A 19,083-nucleotide genomic window follows, 5' to 3' on the forward strand; every position below is an offset into this window, starting at 1 on the left:
CAGACTATGGCAGAAACCACCGATCCCAAATCCAAAGCAGCCCCCGCCGCGAAAAAAAAGGAAAAGCCCCCCGCAGTAGAAGACAAACCCTTTGCGGAGTTTATTGAGAATCACTTCCTCCCGGATCTACAAACTGCCCTCAAGGAAAATGGCATTGGGGACATGGGTCTCAAATTTATCGAAACGAATATTCCCATTAAAGGTTTAGAATCCCAAGTCTGCTGGCAGGTTCAAGGCAGTTGGCTCAATAACAAGCGGCAATTTATCCTTTATTTCATTGATGCAGATATCAAAGGCCAGAAAGCTTGGTCTTTTGCGACGGATGGCTCCCCCCACAGCACCCTAGAGTCTTTCATGATCGATGAACGTCGGGTGAATCTTCCCTTGATGGTCGGCTATGTGCTCCAGCGCCTCAATGGCCAAAAATGGTTAGTTCTCAATTAAGGCGCGGCGCAATCTGTACCGACAAGGTTATCCATGAGCGATCCTGAGGCCCTCAAACAGTTACTCGAAGCGGTGGCCCAGGGGGTAGTTAGTCCCCAAAATGCGCTGACAGAGCTGAAGCATTTGACCTTTGAAGCTGTGGGTGACTTTGCCAAAATTGACCACCACCGCCAACTGCGCACGGGCTTTCCGGAAGTGATCTGGGGGCCAGGGAAAACGCCGGATCATATTGCCCAAATTATGCAAACGATGGGCGATCGCCACCCGGTTGTCATGGCTACCCGCATTGATGTGGAGACCTACCACCAACTGCAGCCCAAGGTACATAACCTCACCTATTTCCCCGAAGCCCGCATTTGTGCCCTCATCCAGGCACCGCCCCAGGTACGCCATCGGGGGACGATTTCGATCTTGACCGCTGGCACTGCCGATCTCCCCGTAGCCGAAGAAGCGGCTGTCACCGCAGAGTTATCGGGTTTTGTGGTAAATCGCCTTTGGGATGTGGGGGTGGCCGGAATTCATCGTCTTTTAAGTCATCGCCATGTAATCGAGCAAGCAGACGTTCTGATTACGGTGGCGGGCATGGAGGGGGCTTTGCCTAGCGTGGTGGCAGGTTTGGCCGATTGCCCTGTGATTGCGGTGCCCACCAGTGTTGGCTATGGAGTGAGTTTTGGGGGCGTTTCTGCTCTGCTGACCATGCTTAATTCCTGTGCGGCGGGCATCGGTGTGATGAATATTGATAATGGCTTTGGGGCGGCGATCTTGGCGGGACAAATTTTGCGGACGGCGGCAAAGTTACGCTAGAGGGTCAAACGCAACAGTGAAAAATCGTCTTCGAGGTGATTTTGGTGCAGGCGATCGCCAATGCTTTTGACCAGAGGCTGGAGAGAAGTGCCTTGGAACCGCTGTAGAAAGTTCAAAAACAGATTCCATTGCTGTTTGTGGTTTAGGGCCGCCGTATTTTCATAGACCCCATCACTAAACAAATACAAGCGGGAATTAAACGGCAGATAAAGGCTATGTTCTTCGTAGATGCTGAGGTCGGGTGGCAACATCCCAATCGGGAACCCCTGGGCCTTTAATAATTGCGGCGGTTCACCAGTATTGGGCTTCACCAGAACCGCCGGGGGATGGCCCGCACAGGCATAGGTAACAATCCGGTCATCCACGTCATAAATCCCATACCACATGGTGAAGTATTGCCCTTGCTGTTCGAGAAATTGGCAAGTGCGGTTGAGGTGATTCAGAACAGCCTGGGGGCTGCGGTAGTCAAGACCTTTAGTTTTGTTCCGCGATCGCAGGAGGTTCAAAATACTAATGGAAGGAAGTGCGGCTTTGAGGCCGTGGCCCGACACATCCAAAAGATAAAACACCAGTTCCTGGGGACTGAGCCAAAAATAATCAAAGCCATCGCCCCCCAATTGGGAAGACGGAATAAAGCAGCTATCGATCTGTAAATGATCTTGATAGAGGGGGTCTGGTAAAAGGGATTTAACGTATTGGGCGGCTTCGGTCAGTTCCGACTCTAAAGCGCGTTTCTGGGCAGTCAGATCCTGGGTGAGACGACAGATTCGCAGGCCAGATCTAACCCTGGCTTCTAGTTCGTGGCTGCTAATGGGTTTACAGAGAAAATCATCGGCTCCCGCATCTAAACCCATTACCTTATCTTCGACGGCATCTAGGGCACTCAACAAAATAAAAAAGGTAGTCGAGAGATCGGGGTGTTGTTTCACTGCTTGACAGACTTCAATGCCATTCATTTCCGGCATCATCCAATCGGAAATGATGAGATCGGGCCGGGTGGCGATCGCCAAGTCCAATCCCGTTTTGCCATCACTCGCGGTGGTGACTTGATAACCCTTACGTTTGAGGGTCCGTTCCAAGAGAACCCGCATGGCAAGGTCATCATCAATGACAAGAATCTGAGGCATTACTTAAGCTAAACTACCAAGGGAGACTATCCCTTTTTATGGCTGTACTTTGGCTATCTTAGACCAATTTCAATTCCAAATTCCCAGTGATACGGCTCAGTTAGACCAAGTCCTCCAGCACTGTGAGGCTTTTCAACTGCGTCATCACCTGGCCAGCCAAGATTGGCTCCAGTGTAAAATCGTGATCGCTGAGGGATTTACTAATGCTGTTCGCCATGCCCACGGCGAAGATCTCAAGCAGTACCAGATCACCGTTGAACTCTGCCTCAGTCACCATAGCCTCGAAATTCGCATTTGGGACCATAGCCCCACTGTCTTTGACCTAGAGCAATATTACGCTACCCAACAACACCAACAAACCACCCTAGAAGATGCGGGGGGGCGTGGCATGATGATTTTGCAGAAAGTGGCCAATCATCTCACCTACCGCCGTGATCCCCAGCGGCAACAGAATTATTTACATATCGTTAAACATCTGATGCCCCGTTTATCTTCCCATTTCATCACCGTTGATCAATTGGGCGATCGCCTAGCTGATCCCAACCTTGTCATTGTCGATTGTCGCTTTCGGCTCAATGATCCGACCTGGGGGGAAACGCAATACCAACAAGGCCATATTCCTGGGGCCTATTACCTGCATCTGGATCGAGACCTCTCTGGCCCTGTGCAACAACATGGGGGGCGTCATCCTTTGCCTGACCCAGAAGCTTTTGTTTCGTTACTTTCTCGCCTCGGCATTGAGCGCAATCGCACCGAAGTGATTATCTATGACGACTTTCACTGTGCTTTTGGGGCGCGGTTTTGGTGGTTGCTCAAATACTATGGCCACGACAAAGCCCGCCTGTTAGATGGCGGGTTTCCGGCCTGGCAGACTGCCCAAGCGCCGATCGCCACTGATATTCCTGGGTTTAAACCCAGCCAATTTGAGCCAAATCCCCAACCCCAATTGGTGGTTAATCGCCAGGACTTGTTAATCGCGACGGACAATCAACGGCTGGTGATCGATGCCCGGGATGGCGATCGCTATTTGGGAAAAGTTGAACCCATTGATCCAATTGCTGGCCATATTCCTGGGGCGCTCAATGTCCCCTGGAAACAAGTTACCGATGCCAAAGGGTTCGCCCAACCGCCGGAAGTACAACAAACCCTCTGGGAAAACCTATCCCCTGAGCAAGAGATCGTGCTGTATTGTGGCTCCGGAGTCACGGCCTGTGTCAATTGGCTGTCTTTGGAGCTGACGGGCCACCATAATTTGAAACTGTACCCTGGGGGCTGGAGTGATTGGTGTTCCTATTTAGCCCCCTCGTTCGATGCAAAGTCTCCTTAGGAAATTTCAGGCAATATTTATTACCGGAGGCGAACCGCTTCCAACAAACGGGAATAGTAAAAACGGGTACTGGTCATTTCGGTGCGGGCGATCGCAAAACCGTTATCAATTAAAATTTGGCGGATATCCTGTTCCTTGTGTTGGTAGGCGCGGGTAGTCTTGCTAGGGCCAGGGAAGAATTCACCGATTTTCTTGAGGATCGTCAGCCAAAACGTTTTCGGCGCAAAGCTCAAGATCAAGCGATCTTCACTGAGGGATGCCAAGTGGGCAATCATTTTTGCCGCATCCTCGGTGGGGTAATGGATCAGCACATCCAAGCAAATCACCGTATTGTATTTGCCGCTGATGCTTTCGAGATCTTTGGTTTCAAACTTTAGATTAGGGGTGTTGCCAAAGATTTTTGCGGCCCGTTCCTGGGCTTCACCGACCATTTTTTCAGAAATATCGCTGGCGTAAATTGAGCGAGCACCGGCCTCCATGAGGGGAATACTGAGGCTACCGACCCCACAGCCAGCGTCACAAATGCTTCTGAGGTTGAGATTTTGATCGGCCTTAAGCCAAGCCACCACCTTATCAATGGTCTGTTGGTGCCCGACGCGGATATCAGCCTGGACTTTGTTGACATCCCCGTCACCATAAATGCGTCGCCAACGGTCAAAGCCCTTGGCATTGAAATAATCTTTGACGATGGTTTTGTCATTGAGGGAGGAGGTCATGGCGCTTTGGATTCAAAAAAAATTAAAGGATTTTGTTATCGATCCAATAATGTAGCAGCTTTGGGAAACCCTAGGGTGATTGTTCTGTGGGGGACCATTGACAGTAGGGATAGCTAACGAGGTTGGCGTTGTAATAGCGGGGCTCGTGGCTCACTTCAGGGCCAATCCAATTGGGTTTTGGGAAAGGTTGATCAGCATCTGTGAGTTCAATTTCTGCCAGGATTAAGCCTTGGTTCTCACCGAGAAATTCATCGACTTCCCAGAGGAAATTATCGAGGGGAATGCGGTAGCGGATTTTTTCGATCTGGGGGCGATCGCCAAGATGTTCTAGCATTTCTAGGGCTTCGATCAAGGGAATTGGGTATTCAAATTCCAAGCGCCCAATCCCCTCGGTTTTACCTTTAATGGTCAAAAAAGCCTGCTCCCCGGCAATGCGCACCCGAACCGTTTTTTCGGGCGTCCGTTGGAGATAGCCTTGGCGATAGGGAATCCCTGGGGCCAGATCCCGCCAGCGATCGCCGATGACGAGAAATTTCCGTTCAATTTCTTGGGGCATAGCGTGAAAACCTCCACAGCGGCAGACCCCAAAGATTGTGGCCTAGAATGAAGATCAACTGTGCGATCGCCAACAAAAATCAATGATCGAAATTCATAATCTCTCCAAGATTTACGGCCAAGGGGACACCCAAATCTATGCCCTCAAACAGGTAGAACTCAGCATTCAAGCGGGAGAATATTGCGCCATTATGGGGGCGTCGGGTTCCGGCAAATCAACCCTGATGAACATCATTGGTTGCCTCGATCAGCCCACCAGTGGCGATTATTTCCTCGATGGCCAAAATGTCGCCACCCTCAGCGATCGCCAACTGGCCACCATTCGGAATCGCAATATTGGCTTTGTTTTCCAGCAATTTCATCTCTTGCCCCAGATGAGCGCCCTTGAAAATGTTATTTTGCCGATGGTCTATGGCAATGTTCCTCCCCACGAACGGCGGGACCGGGCCGTCGCCGCTTTAACCAAAGTCGGTTTGGGCAGTCGTCTCTATAATCGTCCGAACCAACTCTCTGGGGGACAACAACAACGGGTGGCGATCGCCAGGGCGATTGTAAATAAACCCTTACTACTGCTGGCGGACGAACCCACCGGGGCTTTAGATTCCCGAACCACCCAAGAAATCTTAGCGTTATTTCAGACCCTCCACGACGACGGCATGAGCGTGGTGATGGTCACCCACGAAACGGAAGTGGCCCGGCAAACCAAGCGGATTATCTGGCTCCGGGATGGCAGTATTACCCACCCAAACCTCAGTCCTGCGGAAATGATCCAAGTGGCCCTGGCCCCAAGCCCCTAAGAATCCTACGGGAGTGGTATGCAATTTGGCGATCGCCATGGTTCAATTCAGATACACTTGGGACAAGACTTTGGGGAACCCTATTCCACCACCATGATTCCTTGGGGACAAGTCCATTAAAAAAACGATAAAATTCGCAAATTTTGTCAAAGTCGGCCAAATCCCTTGTTACACTGCAGAGCAAAACCCCATTGCCTCTCCTGTTTTCCTTTCGCGTCCCGTCTACATCAGCACAACTATGAGCAACTTTAACTTCCCCTCGCCAGAGCCCACGCCCCCCGAGACCGAAGCGAACCTCAATCAGTCTCCGCCCCAGGCCCCCGAGACCGAAGCGACCAGTGCCGTAGATCCGGGTCATTCTGAAAAACAACAACCAGAGTCTGCGAGTCCTAGCCCGACGATTCCGAAACCGAGTCCCAACGCCGATGGCTATGTCATCGCCCATAAACTAAGGCAGCACAACCGCGAACTGGTCAAAACCGTTGTTCAACTCGAAGAAGCCTTGGCCGAATCCCAAGAAAAACTCCAGGCACACATTATCCGTTCCCGCAGCGCCGACAGCCTCATTACCCAGCAAAGTGACGAACTGAATACGAGCCAGCAACAGCTCAGTCAGTTGGGGCAAGAACTCGAACAAGCCAAACAAAATGCCCGCCAATACCAAGAGATGCTCGCAGAACTAGAATACAAATTCCAAACTAGCCAAACACAGTTGGCGAAAATCGAACGCGAATGTGCCCTCCTCCAGGAAGCCTATAACGAGCAGCAGCAAAAACTATTCGCCGCCGAACAGGAAATTAAGGATCTCCAGGTGCGACTCCAGCGGCAACAACGCTACACTCTGCAGTACAAATCAGCCCTAGATGAATGCGCGGATATTCCCGTCGAAAACGATTTGGCGACCGGGGAAGCCTCCATGCCCAAGGCGTCGAATATTCAACCCTGGTCTGAGCCGGAAACAGCGGCAACCGAGCCAACAATGCCGGCGATCGCCAAAGCAGATCCGAATACCGAAGCTGACCTAGATCGTCAGTTAGCGGCCCTCGAAGAAGAAATTGAAGAAATGGAAGAATCCGCCGGGGCCGCTTCAATCCTGAAGCCCACCATGAGCCTAAAGGCCGCCCTACGGATTACCCCCCCGGTGACCAAACGACGGGTCAGTGCGCCCATGGGCACCCCGGCCAAAGCAGAAACCAACCACAACTGGCCAGCGCCGACCCTCAACAGTCCCCGGAGCCAGAAGCGGCCGATGTCTGCGGCAGTGGTGGATCTACCAGCCTTTTTACGGAACTAATTGCTGTCCTAAAATATTGGGTCTCCCTAAGACCCCGTTGGTGATTGACCCAGTGGCGATCGCCAATCTTTTTTTGTCACAATATTTAACAATAGAAGTTGCAAATTTTATCGACGTTTATTTTTAAGTGATTATGCCTAGAACGTTACCTGCAAACCTCGAAAAGATCGTCAGTCGGTTTAAGCGAAAAACAGATCCCAAACAAAAATATCAACAGCTTTTGTGGTACGCCAACAAGCTCGAGCCCATGGCCGACAGTGAGAAAAACGCCAACAATAAAGTCCATGGTTGCGTTTCCCAGGTCTTTATCACAGCAGACTACGAAGCGGGCAAAGTGACTTACCATGGGGATTCTGACGCCCAGCTCGTGAAAGGATTGGTGGGCCTACTGATTACAGGGTTAAATGGTTTATCGCCTGCCGAGATCCTGGCGGTCACCCCAGACTTCATCGCAGAAACGGGATTGAATGTGAGCCTAACGCCGTCTAGGGCTAACGGTTTTTACAACATTTTTAAAATGATGCAAAAAAAAGCAAGGGGCTTTGAAGTGGGGTTAGAAGCGAGTTCCAACTCATAAATGAGAAAATTTTGATATCATTTACAACAAGTAATGTTGTTTGTTAAAAAAAGAAAATTTAAATCCTATGGCACTTTTTGGCTTATTTGGCGGCAAGAAAAAGAACGAAGCTCCTAAGAGTGATTACTTCCTCGACTTTGAAGAAGCCCAGACCCTTGGTGATACTGAATTGATGAAGAAATCCGTAACTATTAAGCGGACTTTCCCGAAACTGAAGGGTCAAGAGGGCGCGACCGTTGTCACCCAAGTCTCCTCGGAGATCGCCCGTAAATTGAACAAAAATCAACAAGCCACATCCCAGGCAACGGAAGCAACCAAGGCTTCTTCTGAAACCGCCAGCACTCCCATCACCCCGGCAGCGCCTCGTCCTAACCTGAAGGTCGATAGCAGCATGGACATGTTCCGTAACATGGCGAAGAAAATGAATCGCTAAGGGTTAAGAACTATTGCGATTTTCGACGGTGATTTTCAGAATATTCACTAAAGAGCTGGGGGCTAACGCCCCCTTTTTTATGCCAATTAGTTGGATGATTTAGGGCTTCAATTTAAGCGAGGGCCGCCACAGAAACTTTCGCGGCGATCGCCTTAGCGATGGAGACCAGAGCCTTAGCCGAAGCAGATTTTGGTTGGGCGACCACAATCGGTGTACCAGTGTCGCCCCCTTCCCGGAGCGCAATTTCTAGGGGAATGCAGCCGAGGAGAGGCACATCCAATTCGTTCGCGGTTTTTTCGCCGCCCCCAGAGCCAAACAGGTCATATTGGCGATCTGGCAGATCCGGCGGTATAAAGTAGCTCATATTTTCAACAATTCCCAGCACATTCACTCCCATTTGCTGGAACATCTTGAGGCCCCGGCGCGAGTCTAGGAGAGAAACGGTTTGGGGGGTGGTGACAATGACAGCACCGGCCATGGGCACCGCCTGGGCCATCGTTAGTTGGGCATCACCCGTACCAGGGGGCATATCAACGATGAGATAGTCCAGTTCGCCCCAGTTCACCTGGTAGAGAAACTGACGAATGATGCCGTTGAGCATCGGCCCTCGCCAAATCACTGGTTGGTCTGGGTCAATCAGGAACGCCATGGAAACGAGTTTGACCCCATGGTTAAATTCTGGCTGGAGAATATCTTGGCCGCCTGTTTTATCGACCTTGATTTCGACTTCGCCAATGCCCATCATGTTCGGCACATTTGGCCCGTAGATATCTGCATCCAAGAGGCCGACTTTTGCGCCAGTTTGGGCCAGGGCGATCGCCACATTCACCGCAACGCTACTTTTACCAACGCCCCCTTTGCCGCTGGAGATAGCAATGATATTTTTGACGTTATCAATGCCCTGTTGGTTAGGCAGTGCTTTCTGTTGAGGCGTTTCGGCGGTGACTTCCACATCCACAGCGTTTACCCCAGGTAAAGGCAGCACAGCATTTTTGCACTCCTCGACGATAAATTCCTTGAGGGGACAAGCGGGCGTTGTGAGCACCAGGGTGAATTTCACCGTACCATTCTCCACAGAAACATTGCGGATCATATTGAGATCCACCAGGCTTTTTTGAAGCTCAGGATCTTGAACGGGACGGAGGGCAGCCAGAATTGCTTGGGTATCAGCCATAACTTCAGGAAAATTTAGGATTTGGGTTTGTGGTGCAGGCGAATGCCCACAAAAATATCGTAGAGGAAACTGAGAAAATCTTTTCCCTGGAGCAGCCCTAATGATTGGGGAGAACCTTTTTGATCTAACAGGGGCTTGATGTAGTAATAGGCGGGTTGATACTTATACCAAGGAATTGAGGGCCACAGGTGATGAACCAGGTGGTAATTTTGCCCAAGGATCAAAAGATTGAGAAGCTTGCTTGGGTAAACCCTGGCATTTTTCCAGCGATCGCGTTCTTCAAAGGGACGATGGGGCAAATAATCAAAGAACAGACCCAGGGCAATACCAACCACCAGGGCCGGGACAAACCAAAAGTTCATGATGTAGCCAATAAAACCATACTGGATGCCCAGGTAGACGATGACTCCTAAGAAGGCACGGCTAAGGAACCACTCCAGTAATTCGTAATTTTTCCACAGACGACGCTTAAAGAAAAAGATTTCGTGGTAGAAAAAACGGGCTGCAATCATCCAGAGGGGGCCGCCAGTCGAAACGAAATGATCCGGATCATTTTCAGGATCATTGACATGGGCGTGGTGCTGCAGATGGACCCGGGTAAAAACCGGAAAAGCAAATCCCAGCATTAGGGCACTGGCATGGCCCAGAATGGTATTGACCGCACGGTTGCTATGGGCGGCACGGTGGGACGCATCGTGAATCACCGTTCCCGCAAGGTGCAGCGCTAAAACATTTTCTAGGAAGCAAATCCAGTCATACCAACCCCAAAACCAATAGCCTCCCACGGAGGTGGCGATCAATCCTACTGCGATGATGACCATCCACACATTGGGGTTCATCCCACCAGGGGGACGCAAATACTCCCTTGACATTACCAATGATGACGCTGCCGCCGCCGTCATAAGCTCCTGTTCTCCTCGATGTCTGTGAAATTTGGTTAATCCTTGGGTAGTTTACAATACTTAAGGCTAATTCATAAACCTTGATGTGCCATAAACACTGTTTAGAAAAAAACAAAAAACGCTTGTAATTCAACGTTTCTGGGCTAATTTCAAGCTAACCATTTGCTGCTTCGCTGCGTTTGTAAAATACCAAGTCCACGGTTACTTTCTGAAGTTTATCGTCTTCTTCCGTGGCGATCGCCTCGTGGAGTTTGACAATTAAGAGGATTAATGTTCCGTGGCGTGATTGATAAACAATCGGTTTTCCTGCATTGGGAAGAATTTAAGAGAGTGTCCTGTCCTCGGTTCCTAGTCACTGGCTGGGGGATTTAGCTTTGGCAACAGGCGATCGCACACAAACAAAGTGCCAGAGGCAACGCAGAGGGGAATTGTCACAAGATTGAGAAAAGGCAAACTGATCAACCCCAGACAAACCAGCCCAAACCCCGCACTCCCCGGCAAAGCCCAGTAAACTTGCCGTAACTTTTGACGAAATGTAAAGCGCCTTCTCTCAAGGGTGGCATCGAAAAAATCAAGGCAAATGATCGTTAAAGTCACCGCCAAGCCTCCCAGGGAGGACAGTACGCTACCAATCCCCGGCAAAAAGTTGATCCCAAACAACAAAGGGGCGATCGCCAAAACCAAGGCTAATTTTTTTAGTTCAAAGAGAATGGCGCGGCCAATGTCGCGGAAAATACCCACTTCAATGATTTCCAGGCGACTGGTGCGGAGTTTTTCAATCTGTTCTGAGAGTTGGCCATACCAAGGGGCACCAAGAATAACGCCAAACTGCACCAGCAGTAGTCCTACAGCAATAAACACTGCCGCAATGAAAATCAGGCCTAACAATCCCCCCAGAAAATTTGCGCCGTAATCTAACCACTGCAACCAGGCAGGCAAGCGATCAATTAAACCAATCAGACTGGTGCTAATCCAAGTGTAGCCAGCCCCCGCCGTCCGCCACGCCCAGCGCAGAGAAAAAGTATAGAGCAATCCCCCCAGCACAACATTGACGCCAAGGGGAATCGCTAAATATTGGAGAAGCTTCGGGTGACGGGAAAAAAATCTCGCGGCGCGGAATGGGTAACTGGCCCCCCGAATGAAGTCAATGGGCATATTTTTCGGGTCAACTCTACCTTGAGTCGTAATTCTCTGTCTTTCAATCTAAACTTCAATGGTCGGATGGCGGAATGTAAACCCTAAATTTTTTAATTTTTGGTTAGATACACGCACATTTAAGGGGCGATCAGAGGGTTGGCTCGCATCCCAACGTACTGGGGCCAGGGCATATTTTTCGGCCAAACGAGAGAGTAATTCTCGCCGGGGCAGTGGTTCATCACAAACCAGATTGAATAAACCGCTCAGATTATGGATCTGGGCAAACTCGATCGCTGCCACAATGTCTGCTAAATGAATCCAGTTACCATATTCGCTGCCGTCACCAGGTCGAACCTGGCCCATGGCCCGTTGGAAGATTTTTTTAATTTCCCGCCCTTCACCATAGATTCCCCCCAAACGGAGAATGCAAACCTGACGTGCATCGGTGGCGATCGCCTTTAGGGTTTGTTCCGTTGCCAAAAGAATTTCTGCAAAAACATGGGGTGGTTTGTCGGAGGTCTTTTCATCAACCCAAGCACCGTGGTGATTGCCGACGATGGCGTAGCTGCTGGTATAAATCACCTGTTTAACGGTGTCGTTATGGGTGAGGGCCTGGGCGAGGTTTTGGGCCGTTTTCAGATAAGCCTGCCGATAATTTGCTTCGGTGCGCCCCTTTGAACCCACCGCCAAAAGAATGACATCTTGGCCTTCACAAAGCTCCTGGAGGGCTTCTGGTTGATCGCCGCTGAGGACTTTCACCTGGTGAGCAATCCCTTGTAACTGGGAGACTTTTTCGGGGGTCGTTGTTGTCACGGTCACTTGATGACCCGCCGTTGTCCACTGCTTGGCGATCGCCTGGCCCACATAGCCACAGCCAATAATTGCAATTTTCACCAAGGGAATTCCTCCTTAACAAACCGTGCCATAATTTTAAGCATTGTAAAGTCTTGTTTTATCGCTATTATGCCCCTTTTTCCGCCATTTCCGCCCCTGGATCCGCCCTTGGATGGCTGGTCTTTAGAAGGGCGTGACCCAGAAACTATCCGGCGTTTGCTGCCCCTCTGGGAGTGGCTCTACAAATTTTATTTTCGGGTAGAGACCAGTGGCTGGGAAAATTTGCCGACGGCTGAGCCGGTGTTAGGGGTTGGTTCCCACAATGGCGGCCTTGCGGCACCGGATATGTGGATGATGATGTATGACTGGTTTCGGCGGTATGGAGTTGAAAGGCCCACCTATGGCCTGATGCACCGCAATATTTGGCTCGCTTTCCCAGAATTAGCAAAAATTGCGGTCAAAACAGGAGCAGTGCAGGCCCACCCGAAAATGGCGATCGCCGCTTTGAAATCCGGGGCCAATGTCCTTGTCTATCCGGGGGGCGGCCAAGATGTCTTCCGGCCCCATGCCCAAAGAAATCAGATTTATTTTGCCGAGCGACGGGGATTTATTAAACTGGCCCTGCGCCAGGGGGTGCCCATTGTGCCACTGATTTCCTGGGGAGCCCACGACAGTATTTTTGTCATTGAAGATATCTACGAACCCCTCCAAGGATTTTTAAAAGCGTTTAACCTGCCGTGGCTATTTAACATCGACCCAGAAGTTTTTCCTATTTATCTCGGTTTACCCTGGGGTGTCGCCTTTGGCCCCCTACCCAACTTTCCCTTACCCACAAAAATGTACACACGGGTCTGTCCACCAATTCGCTTTGAAAAATATGGCCGGGCCGCGGCGGGCGATCGCCCCTATGTTGAAGCCTGCTATCAGCGGGTTTTAGGGGAAATGCAACGGGAATTAGACCAATTAATCGCTGAGGTAGACTCTCGCCCTAAAAGTTGTCCCTAGCGGCGGTTCGCAGGATTTAGCCAGGTGTTTAAGCCTTCCCCCAGCAAAGATAAACCCATCACCATCAGGGTCATGGTCAGCCCCGGAAACAGCGCCGTCCACCACATCCCCGTCGGCAAAGCATCGAGGGCGAGGCGCAAATCATGGCCCCATTCCGGCGTGCCATCGGGCAAACCTAAACCCAAAAAGCCCAATCCCCCCAGGATTAAAATCGCATCAGCAGCATTGAGGGTAAACAGTACCGGTACACTCTGGATTACATTGAGAAACAAATATTTCGACAAAATTCGCCTCGGCGTTGCGCCCATGGCCTGGGCTGCTTCGATAAACAGTTCTGTTTTGGCGCTGGTAGTGCGGTTGCGGACAAGGCGAAAATATTGGGGCACATAGGAAATACTCAAGGCGATCGCCGCGTTAATCACTCCTTTGCCCACCACAAAGGCGAGGGTAACGGACAACAGCAATCCCGGTAGGGTATAGATCGTATCCATTAAAAACAGCAGCACCCGGTCTACCTTGCCACCAAAATATCCACTCACCATCCCCAGGGGAACGCCGATCATTAAACTGAGACTCGTGGCTAGCAGCACTACCTTGAGGGCTGCTTGGGTGCCAAAGAGGGTGCGGGACAAAACATCGTAACCCTGGCGACTGGTGCCAAACCAATGGCGCCAACTGGGGGGACTATGGATCGGGAAACTGAGGGAATCGAGGGGATCTTTCAGCCAGCCGGCATTTTCTAATAAGGGTGCGCCGAGGGCGATCGCCACAAATAGCCCGGTAAGCGTCACCCCCACCAGGGCCAGGCGACGCGAAAGTTTTGCCTCAGGATTTTCCCCTGCCATAATAGCCCACATTAAAACAGAACGTCTGTCAGTATAGCGGTTGGGCGGTCTCTCCCCATGGCTTTTACCAAATATCTAAACCAATCAGAATACTTTCTCGATCGGATAAATCGCCGATAAACTTTCGCAAGGGGGGCGGCAATTTCTTGATCAAAGTCGGGGTCGCAACAATCCGTTCTGACTCAGCGAGATCGGGGTGCTCATAAATATCAATGATCCGGATTTCGTGGCGTCCGGGCAGATATTCGCTGCAAATGCTTTCTAGTTCGTTGATCGCCCAGCGGGAATGGCTATTACTGCCAGCAACGTAGAGATAAAGCACATAGAATTCATTTTGTTTGTGGTGGATGGGAGGGCTTGGATCTAGCCGCGGGGAGGGATCCTTAGAGAAGTCAGAAGCCATGTATTTGGGTCAGGTTATGCCAGAAGCACGGTAGGTTGTCGCTGCAAAATTTGTTCGAGGGCGATCGCCGTCCATTCTATATCTTCCATTTGAGTTTGTGCACCTAGGGTTAAGCGAATCCCGGAGAGAGCCTCTTGATCGCTATAGCCCATCGCCTTCAGGGTTATGCTGGGATTGAGTTTACCGCTATGGCAAGCAGACCCCGCACTAATACCGATGCCAGCGAGGTTCATTTGGCGCACGAGGGTTTTCCCGGTTAGGCCCAGGAGGGACGAATCTTGGCGCAAGGCAAAACTGACATGGTGGGGCAAGCGGGCATGGCGATCGCCTGTAATTTGTAGATGTGGGCTACTGCTCCCTCGGTTTAACAGAAAATTGCGGAGGTGACTCAAGCGCTCAATTTCTTGGGCCATGGTTTCCTCGGCGAGTTCAGCGGCCATCCCCAAAGCAACGATGCCGGGTAAATTTTGGGTGCCGGAACGCAAATTGTGTTCTTGGCCGCCGCCGTAGAGTCGGGGCTGAAGTTTAATACCGTCGCGCACATACAATGCACCAGCCCCCTGGAGGCCATAGATTTTGTGCCCAGACAGGGAAAGCAAATCCACGGGAAGCTGGCGGAGATCAATGGGAATGCGTCCCACGGCCTGAACTGCGTCGGTGTGAAAGGTGATGTGATGTTTTTTGGCGATCGCCCCCAGTTCCGCAATGGGTTGAATGGTGCCCACTTCGCTCTGGCCATAGATCACCGAAATTAAAACCGTGTTGGCTTGAATCGCCTTTTCTAGATCCTGAGGATCTACTTGGCCACGACGATTAACTCCGAGGCGTGTCACTTGCCAGCCTTGGGTTGCGAGGAAATCTGCGGCCTTGGCGATCGCCGGATGTTCCACCTGGGAAATAATCAAATGTTGCGGCTCTCGGTACTGATCGGTAATGCCAAAAATCGCCAGGTTATCGGCTTCGGTACCCCCTGCCGTAAAAATAATTTCATCGGGGTTCGCTGCACCAATGAGGCTCGCCACTTGCATCCGCGCCATTTCTAGGAGAGTAGCAGCCCGATTGCCCCAACCATGTAAGCTTGAGGGATTGCCCCAGGTTTGGCTACAGACTTCTTGCACCCGCTGGATCACCAAAGGATGGGGGGGCGTTGTTGCGCTGTAATCAAGGTAAATTTGCATGGTGGGCGATCGCTCAATGGTTTCCTTAGCATACGTAAATTCGGGTCAACCCGTCAGCCCGTGCGACCAAGGGAGTATCCCAGGATAAGCCAAAGTCGCAACAAGAAAAAACTCCCCCAGTCCAAGACCAGAAGAGTTTCGCCATCACATCACTCTAGTACAAACCCTAAGCCAAACTTGCAAGCCCATCACTGTAGAGCTTCCGGGCGTAGTCCGTCCAAGTGCCCTGGCCCCAATAGCGGAAACAACTGGTTTCTACCAACAGCAAATACAACAGAGATCGTTGATAAGCTTCTGTTTTCGTTACGCTGGGATCTTCGGCCACGAGGCGGTCATATTTTTCGTGGAATTTAGCGCTCAGTTCGTTCATCGGCTCCAGGACATTTTCATAACCCTTGACCCAACTGAGATCATTTGTCCAGGAAGCGCCATCCACATGGAATTGGTGGTCATGTTCATTTAAATAGGCGATCGCCTGATTGACAGTTTCCGGCGTAACACCTTGATTTTCCGCCTCTAGTCTTGCCCAAATCTTCGCCTGGCCCACCGCCTGACACACTGGATAATCGGCTTCGGTAATACCCTTCGCTTCTAGGAGTTCAAGATATTCCGTGCCGTTAAAGCCGACAACACTACCGTCATTTTTAATGTCATGCCAAGCCGGGAGATAACCTCCAGGAAACTCATTCATCATCACGCCGCCATTTTCCCCATCGGCGATCTGGGAAACTAAACAGGGCACTGATTGACCTGCTAATTCTTGGCGATCGCGACTCTTCGCTTCGTAATAAGGTTGCATCTGGGCCACCAGTTTCGTATCAGACCCCTGGGTTTTAATCAGTGCCGTAATGCTGATTTCCTCGCCCCGGGAATTTTTCACCACCAGGCGATTGGGGAGATATTTATCATCATGGTGTAAACCAGAACCGTCCAAACGCTCTACGGAATGTTCTTGCACCAAGAGCCAACGGTAACCACATTCCTTGAGGGCTTTAATGTATTCAAATAGCGTATCTGGATGATTGGGGAGGTGCATTTCTGGGGGCGAAAATCCCTTAACCCGCTTCAGGGCTTCGACCCCAAAAATTTCTGCAAAATAATGCTGCCAGGCTTGAATTTGCAATTTTAAATCAGGGATAGGCGTCGAAGGGGCCACCGCATGGCTCCACATAGTCCCTAGCCATTCCACATAGGGCTGATAACGGGCATCTGTGGTGATTTTCTTAAGGTTATCGAGGACATCTTCCCGGCCCATTTGCCGTAGACCCCAGAGCAGGTTGCCAGAATAATCCAACATAATCCGAGGGCTACAGCCTGCAGCTACTAGCTCAGGGATAAACTCTCCCATGCGGCTGTAGCACCAAGCAAACACTGTGGCATTGTGGTTATCACCATCATGGGGATTTTCCATCATGTGCTGCAAGTTGCAAATGAGTGCGCCATCGGTTCCGGCGGGAATGGTGGGTTGGTGCATATGAAGGGCGCAGGCAAACCCAGCCTTGACTTGATCAAGATTGAGATCACTCCGATCGAGAAAGATTTTTTCGTGATGATTGACAATCTCTGAAATTTCCTGCTCCTGACCGCAAATATTGGGTAATTGGGTTGCTTGAGGAGAAAGTGTCGAAACCATGTATTTTTCCTTATATATCTTTATCGCAATCACGGGACGATGCTTGAAGATCGCTACGGTCAATCCCACAAGGTCGTTTGTGCTGTCGTGGTCTTAATGTTATCTCAATCCCTTGGGAGTTAAGTTTAAGTTTTAGTTTATCTTGTTATTATTTGATAACCTTATGCTTTGTGAAGAAAAAAAGAGAGACCAGTGGACTGATCCCTCTCAAAAAGATGAAGTTTATTAACTTTGCTTGGTTTTTAAAGGGCTACCATTTCAACAAATTAAACTGTTCCATATCGATGGTGTTGCGGTTGCGGTAAATGGCAAGGATGATCGCTAAACCCACAGCGGCTTCGGCAGCAGCAACAGTCAGAACAAAGACGGTAAAAACTTGTCCTTTGATTTCGCCGGGATCGAGGAAGTTAGAGAAGCCCATAAAGTTGAGATTGACGGAGTTTAGCAATAGCTCAATGGACATCAACACGCGGACGGCATTGCGACTGGTCACTAAACCGTAAATGCCGATGCAAAATAGGGCGGCAGCGAGAACCAGGATGTATTCGAGTTGAATTTGCATGGGTGTCAAGAAAAGCTTAGTTTTGTTTGGATTTGGGGCTATTTGCGCCAGCGAGCTCCCGGGGACGCTCTGGTAGTTGGAGGCCGGTACTCCCTTCTTCTGTGGTTGTAATCTCAGGAATAATATCGCGACGGGCCAGGATAATCGCGCCCACCATAGCAATGAGGAGGAGCACTGAAGCTAGTTCAAAAGGCAGGAGGAAATCGCTAAAGAAATGTTTGGCGATCGCCACCACAGAATTGCCCACTGCTGCCGGAGAAATTGCTGACAATTCCCAAGGGGTTACCAAAACCATTGTTCCAAGGAGAGCGAAAAGACCCAAGCAGACTAGAGCCGTTGCCCCCTGACGAAGGAGACGACCAGGCATCTGACTGAAGTCTTCTTTTTTATTCACCAACATGATGGCGAATAAGATCAAAACATTAATCGCCCCTACATAAATCAAGACCTGGGCTGCCGCGACGAAATCCGCATTTAACAGAATATAGAACCCAGAAATACTGATAAACACACCCCCCAGCAGGAACGCTGAGTAGACAATATTTTCAAAGAGCACAACCCCAAGGGCTGACCCCAACATCATCACCGTGAGGATGACGAACGAAACAATTTGAACACCTTCTGCTAAATTCACAGTTTTTTTAAAACTCCTGCTAAATTCACACCTGCACTAAATCTTGCTTAGTCTATCGTGGCTTTATTGATCTGCCGTTTCTTGTTGCTTTTTTGCCTGTAAGCGTTCGAGAATATCCTCTGGATGCTCGCCAGCCCGCTGACTGCCTTGGGGGAGATCATGGGGGTCAATGACACCTTGGGGCAAGTAGGCCAACTCCCGGAGGGGGGTCACCATTGGATCTTGGGTGACTTTGTAGGGCAGACGACCCAGGGCCACATTATCGTAGTTCAATTCATGGCGATCATAAGTGGCCAGCTCATATTCTTCTGTCATCGATAGACAATTGGTGGGGCAGTATTCGACACAGTTACCGCAGAAGATACAAACCCCAAAGTCGATGCTGTAATGCTTGAGGGTTTTCTTTTTGATACTTTTATCAAATTCCCAATCCACGACGGGGAGGTTGATCGGACAAACTCTTACACAGACTTCACAGGCAATACATTTATCGAATTCAAAGTGAATTCTGCCGCGAAACCGTTCTGAGGGAATCAGCTTCTCGTAAGGATATTGCACTGTCACGGGGCGTCGCCGCATGTGATCAAAAGTTACCGAGAGACCCTGGCCAATATACTTCGCTGCCTGGGCTGCATCCTTGGCATAGTCACCGACTTGTTTGAGGATTTTAAACATAGGACATAGGGTGGGAAGATCAACAAA

22 protein-coding genes and 1 pseudogene are annotated in these 19,083 nt (G+C 50.3%); 9 read left to right on the forward strand and 14 right to left on the reverse strand.

The annotated features are described in order from the left end of the window. Positions 1–6 precede the first annotated feature (6 nt). Positions 7–444 carry a DUF2996 domain-containing protein gene (locus AWQ23_RS04680; RefSeq protein ID WP_030007824.1) on the forward strand — a complete coding sequence of 146 codons (438 nt, stop codon included), beginning with the start codon at positions 7–9 and terminating at the stop codon, positions 442–444. Positions 445–477: 33 nt separating this feature from the next. Beyond that, positions 478–1,248: a nickel pincer cofactor biosynthesis protein LarB gene (larB, locus tag AWQ23_RS04685; protein ID WP_030007825.1), complete on the forward strand. Its 771-nt coding sequence runs from the start codon at positions 478–480 to the stop codon at positions 1,246–1,248. Here the strand turns inward: larB and AWQ23_RS04690 are convergent. Further along, positions 1,245–2,375: a PP2C family protein-serine/threonine phosphatase gene (locus AWQ23_RS04690; RefSeq protein ID WP_012306534.1), complete on the reverse strand. Its 1,131-nt coding sequence runs from the start codon at positions 2,373–2,375 to the stop codon at positions 1,245–1,247. The two genes, larB and AWQ23_RS04690, sit on opposite strands and share 4 nt — an antisense overlap. 49 nt (positions 2,376–2,424) lie before the next feature. Between AWQ23_RS04690 and AWQ23_RS16470 the strand changes: the two are divergent. Continuing rightward, a pseudogene (locus AWQ23_RS16470) lies at positions 2,425–2,811 on the forward strand (ATP-binding protein); the annotation flags it as partial. Positions 2,812–2,853: 42 nt separating this feature from the next. Then, on the forward strand, positions 2,854–3,702 hold the full coding sequence (locus AWQ23_RS04695; protein ID WP_062436512.1) for a sulfurtransferase: 849 nt from the start codon (positions 2,854–2,856) through the stop codon (positions 3,700–3,702). A 20-nt stretch (positions 3,703–3,722) separates the two neighbouring features. On the opposite strand, the gene bchM is transcribed toward AWQ23_RS04695, so the two are convergent. Continuing rightward, positions 3,723–4,418: a magnesium protoporphyrin IX methyltransferase gene (bchM, locus tag AWQ23_RS04700; RefSeq protein ID WP_012306536.1), complete on the reverse strand. Its 696-nt coding sequence runs from the start codon at positions 4,416–4,418 to the stop codon at positions 3,723–3,725. A 70-nt stretch (positions 4,419–4,488) separates the two neighbouring features. Then, on the reverse strand, positions 4,489–4,974 hold the full coding sequence (locus tag AWQ23_RS04705) for a CYTH domain-containing protein (protein WP_012306537.1): 486 nt from the start codon (positions 4,972–4,974) through the stop codon (positions 4,489–4,491). 82 nt (positions 4,975–5,056) lie between these two features. On the opposite strand from AWQ23_RS04705, the gene AWQ23_RS04710 reads away from it, so the two are divergent. The 4 genes from AWQ23_RS04710 (at position 5,057) to AWQ23_RS04725 (ending at position 8,074) form a co-directional block, all read left to right on the forward strand. Then, on the forward strand, positions 5,057–5,770 hold the full coding sequence (locus AWQ23_RS04710) for an ABC transporter ATP-binding protein (RefSeq protein WP_062433062.1): 714 nt from the start codon (positions 5,057–5,059) through the stop codon (positions 5,768–5,770). A gap of 238 nt (positions 5,771–6,008) precedes the next feature. Beyond that, positions 6,009–7,064: a hypothetical protein gene (locus AWQ23_RS04715; protein ID WP_062433065.1), complete on the forward strand. Its 1,056-nt coding sequence runs from the start codon at positions 6,009–6,011 to the stop codon at positions 7,062–7,064. Positions 7,065–7,197: 133 nt separating this feature from the next. Further along, positions 7,198–7,641 carry a SufE family protein gene (locus tag AWQ23_RS04720; protein ID WP_012306540.1) on the forward strand — a complete coding sequence of 148 codons (444 nt, stop codon included), beginning with the start codon at positions 7,198–7,200 and terminating at the stop codon, positions 7,639–7,641. Between the two features lie 67 nt (positions 7,642–7,708). Further along, entirely contained in the window at positions 7,709–8,074 is a 366-nt protein-coding gene (locus tag AWQ23_RS04725) for a hypothetical protein (protein WP_012306541.1), read from the forward strand. A 112-nt stretch (positions 8,075–8,186) separates the two neighbouring features. Here the strand turns inward: AWQ23_RS04725 and AWQ23_RS04730 are convergent, their stop codons facing one another. The 4 genes from AWQ23_RS04730 to AWQ23_RS04745 all read right to left on the reverse strand — a co-directional run bounded on the left by AWQ23_RS04730 (position 8,187) and on the right by AWQ23_RS04745 (position 12,181). Next, positions 8,187–9,248, reverse strand: coding sequence for an Mrp/NBP35 family ATP-binding protein (locus tag AWQ23_RS04730; protein WP_062433068.1), 1,062 nt, complete (start codon positions 9,246–9,248; stop codon positions 8,187–8,189). A gap of 14 nt (positions 9,249–9,262) precedes the next feature. After that, positions 9,263–10,150, reverse strand: coding sequence for a beta-carotene hydroxylase (gene crtR, locus AWQ23_RS04735; protein WP_012306543.1), 888 nt, complete (start codon positions 10,148–10,150; stop codon positions 9,263–9,265). 348 nt (positions 10,151–10,498) lie between these two features. Further along, a complete protein-coding gene (locus tag AWQ23_RS04740) occupies positions 10,499–11,305 on the reverse strand; it encodes an EI24 domain-containing protein (RefSeq protein ID WP_062433071.1) in 807 nt (268 codons plus the stop codon). A gap of 48 nt (positions 11,306–11,353) precedes the next feature. Beyond that, on the reverse strand, positions 11,354–12,181 hold the full coding sequence (locus tag AWQ23_RS04745) for an SDR family oxidoreductase (protein ID WP_062433074.1): 828 nt from the start codon (positions 12,179–12,181) through the stop codon (positions 11,354–11,356). A 69-nt stretch (positions 12,182–12,250) separates the two neighbouring features. Between AWQ23_RS04745 and AWQ23_RS04750 the strand changes: the two genes are divergently transcribed. Then, positions 12,251–13,126, forward strand: coding sequence for a lysophospholipid acyltransferase family protein (locus AWQ23_RS04750; RefSeq protein ID WP_062433077.1), 876 nt, complete (start codon positions 12,251–12,253; stop codon positions 13,124–13,126). On the opposite strand, the gene AWQ23_RS04755 is transcribed toward AWQ23_RS04750, so the two are convergent. The 7 genes from AWQ23_RS04755 to ndhI form a co-directional block, all read right to left on the reverse strand. After that, positions 13,123–13,983: an ABC transporter permease gene (locus AWQ23_RS04755; RefSeq protein ID WP_062433079.1), complete on the reverse strand. Its 861-nt coding sequence runs from the start codon at positions 13,981–13,983 to the stop codon at positions 13,123–13,125. The two genes, AWQ23_RS04750 and AWQ23_RS04755, sit on opposite strands and share 4 nt — an antisense overlap. Before the next feature lie 52 nt (positions 13,984–14,035). Further along, positions 14,036–14,374: a circadian clock KaiB family protein gene (locus AWQ23_RS04760; protein ID WP_012306548.1), complete on the reverse strand. Its 339-nt coding sequence runs from the start codon at positions 14,372–14,374 to the stop codon at positions 14,036–14,038. Between the two features lie 14 nt (positions 14,375–14,388). After that, on the reverse strand, positions 14,389–15,552 hold the full coding sequence (locus AWQ23_RS04765) for a cysteine desulfurase family protein (protein WP_062433081.1): 1,164 nt from the start codon (positions 15,550–15,552) through the stop codon (positions 14,389–14,391). A gap of 166 nt (positions 15,553–15,718) precedes the next feature. Beyond that, a complete protein-coding gene (locus AWQ23_RS04770) occupies positions 15,719–17,185 on the reverse strand; it encodes a hypothetical protein (RefSeq protein ID WP_062433083.1) in 1,467 nt (488 codons plus the stop codon). Between the two features lie 250 nt (positions 17,186–17,435). Beyond that, complete coding sequence (nuoK, locus tag AWQ23_RS04775; protein ID WP_198158715.1) at positions 17,436–17,741, reverse strand: NADH-quinone oxidoreductase subunit NuoK; 306 nt, start codon at positions 17,739–17,741, stop codon at positions 17,436–17,438. Between the two features lie 22 nt (positions 17,742–17,763). Then, the gene (locus tag AWQ23_RS04780; RefSeq protein ID WP_062433086.1) at positions 17,764–18,381 is read right to left on the reverse strand and encodes an NADH-quinone oxidoreductase subunit J; all 618 of its coding nucleotides are present in this window, start codon (positions 18,379–18,381) and stop codon (positions 17,764–17,766) included. 63 nt (positions 18,382–18,444) lie between these two features. Further along, complete coding sequence (ndhI, locus tag AWQ23_RS04785) at positions 18,445–19,056, reverse strand: NAD(P)H-quinone oxidoreductase subunit I (protein ID WP_062433090.1); 612 nt, start codon at positions 19,054–19,056, stop codon at positions 18,445–18,447. Positions 19,057–19,083 lie beyond the last annotated feature (27 nt).

The sequence above is a fragment of the Picosynechococcus sp. PCC 73109 genome (genome assembly GCF_001521855.1).
In the GTDB taxonomy this organism is placed as follows: Bacteria; Cyanobacteriota; Cyanobacteriia; order Cyanobacteriales; family MRBY01; genus MRBY01.

Coding starts and splice junctions, on each gene's coding strand:
- crtR (WP_012306543.1), bottom strand. CDS start 10,150: ATGACGGCGGCGGCAGCGTCATCATTGGTAATGTCAAGGGAGTATTTG.
- AWQ23_RS04730 (WP_062433068.1), bottom strand. CDS start 9,248: ATGGCTGATACCCAAGCAATTCTGGCTGCCCTCCGTCCCGTTCAAGAT.
- AWQ23_RS04705 (WP_012306537.1), bottom strand. CDS start 4,974: ATGCCCCAAGAAATTGAACGGAAATTTCTCGTCATCGGCGATCGCTGG.
- AWQ23_RS04715 (WP_062433065.1), top strand. CDS start 6,009: ATGAGCAACTTTAACTTCCCCTCGCCAGAGCCCACGCCCCCCGAGACC.
- bchM (WP_012306536.1), bottom strand. CDS start 4,418: ATGACCTCCTCCCTCAATGACAAAACCATCGTCAAAGATTATTTCAAT.
- AWQ23_RS04755 (WP_062433079.1), bottom strand. CDS start 13,983: ATGTGGGCTATTATGGCAGGGGAAAATCCTGAGGCAAAACTTTCGCGT.
- AWQ23_RS04680 (WP_030007824.1), top strand. CDS start 7: ATGGCAGAAACCACCGATCCCAAATCCAAAGCAGCCCCCGCCGCGAAA.
- AWQ23_RS04720 (WP_012306540.1), top strand. CDS start 7,198: ATGCCTAGAACGTTACCTGCAAACCTCGAAAAGATCGTCAGTCGGTTT.
- AWQ23_RS04695 (WP_062436512.1), top strand. CDS start 2,854: ATGCCCCGTTTATCTTCCCATTTCATCACCGTTGATCAATTGGGCGAT.
- AWQ23_RS04750 (WP_062433077.1), top strand. CDS start 12,251: ATGCCCCTTTTTCCGCCATTTCCGCCCCTGGATCCGCCCTTGGATGGC.
- AWQ23_RS04740 (WP_062433071.1), bottom strand. CDS start 11,305: ATGCCCATTGACTTCATTCGGGGGGCCAGTTACCCATTCCGCGCCGCG.
- AWQ23_RS04725 (WP_012306541.1), top strand. CDS start 7,709: ATGGCACTTTTTGGCTTATTTGGCGGCAAGAAAAAGAACGAAGCTCCT.
- AWQ23_RS04765 (WP_062433081.1), bottom strand. CDS start 15,552: ATGCAAATTTACCTTGATTACAGCGCAACAACGCCCCCCCATCCTTTG.
- ndhI (WP_062433090.1), bottom strand. CDS start 19,056: ATGTTTAAAATCCTCAAACAAGTCGGTGACTATGCCAAGGATGCAGCC.
- AWQ23_RS04710 (WP_062433062.1), top strand. CDS start 5,057: ATGATCGAAATTCATAATCTCTCCAAGATTTACGGCCAAGGGGACACC.
- AWQ23_RS04770 (WP_062433083.1), bottom strand. CDS start 17,185: ATGGTTTCGACACTTTCTCCTCAAGCAACCCAATTACCCAATATTTGC.
- AWQ23_RS04690 (WP_012306534.1), bottom strand. CDS start 2,375: ATGCCTCAGATTCTTGTCATTGATGATGACCTTGCCATGCGGGTTCTC.
- AWQ23_RS04760 (WP_012306548.1), bottom strand. CDS start 14,374: ATGGCTTCTGACTTCTCTAAGGATCCCTCCCCGCGGCTAGATCCAAGC.
- larB (WP_030007825.1), top strand. CDS start 478: ATGAGCGATCCTGAGGCCCTCAAACAGTTACTCGAAGCGGTGGCCCAG.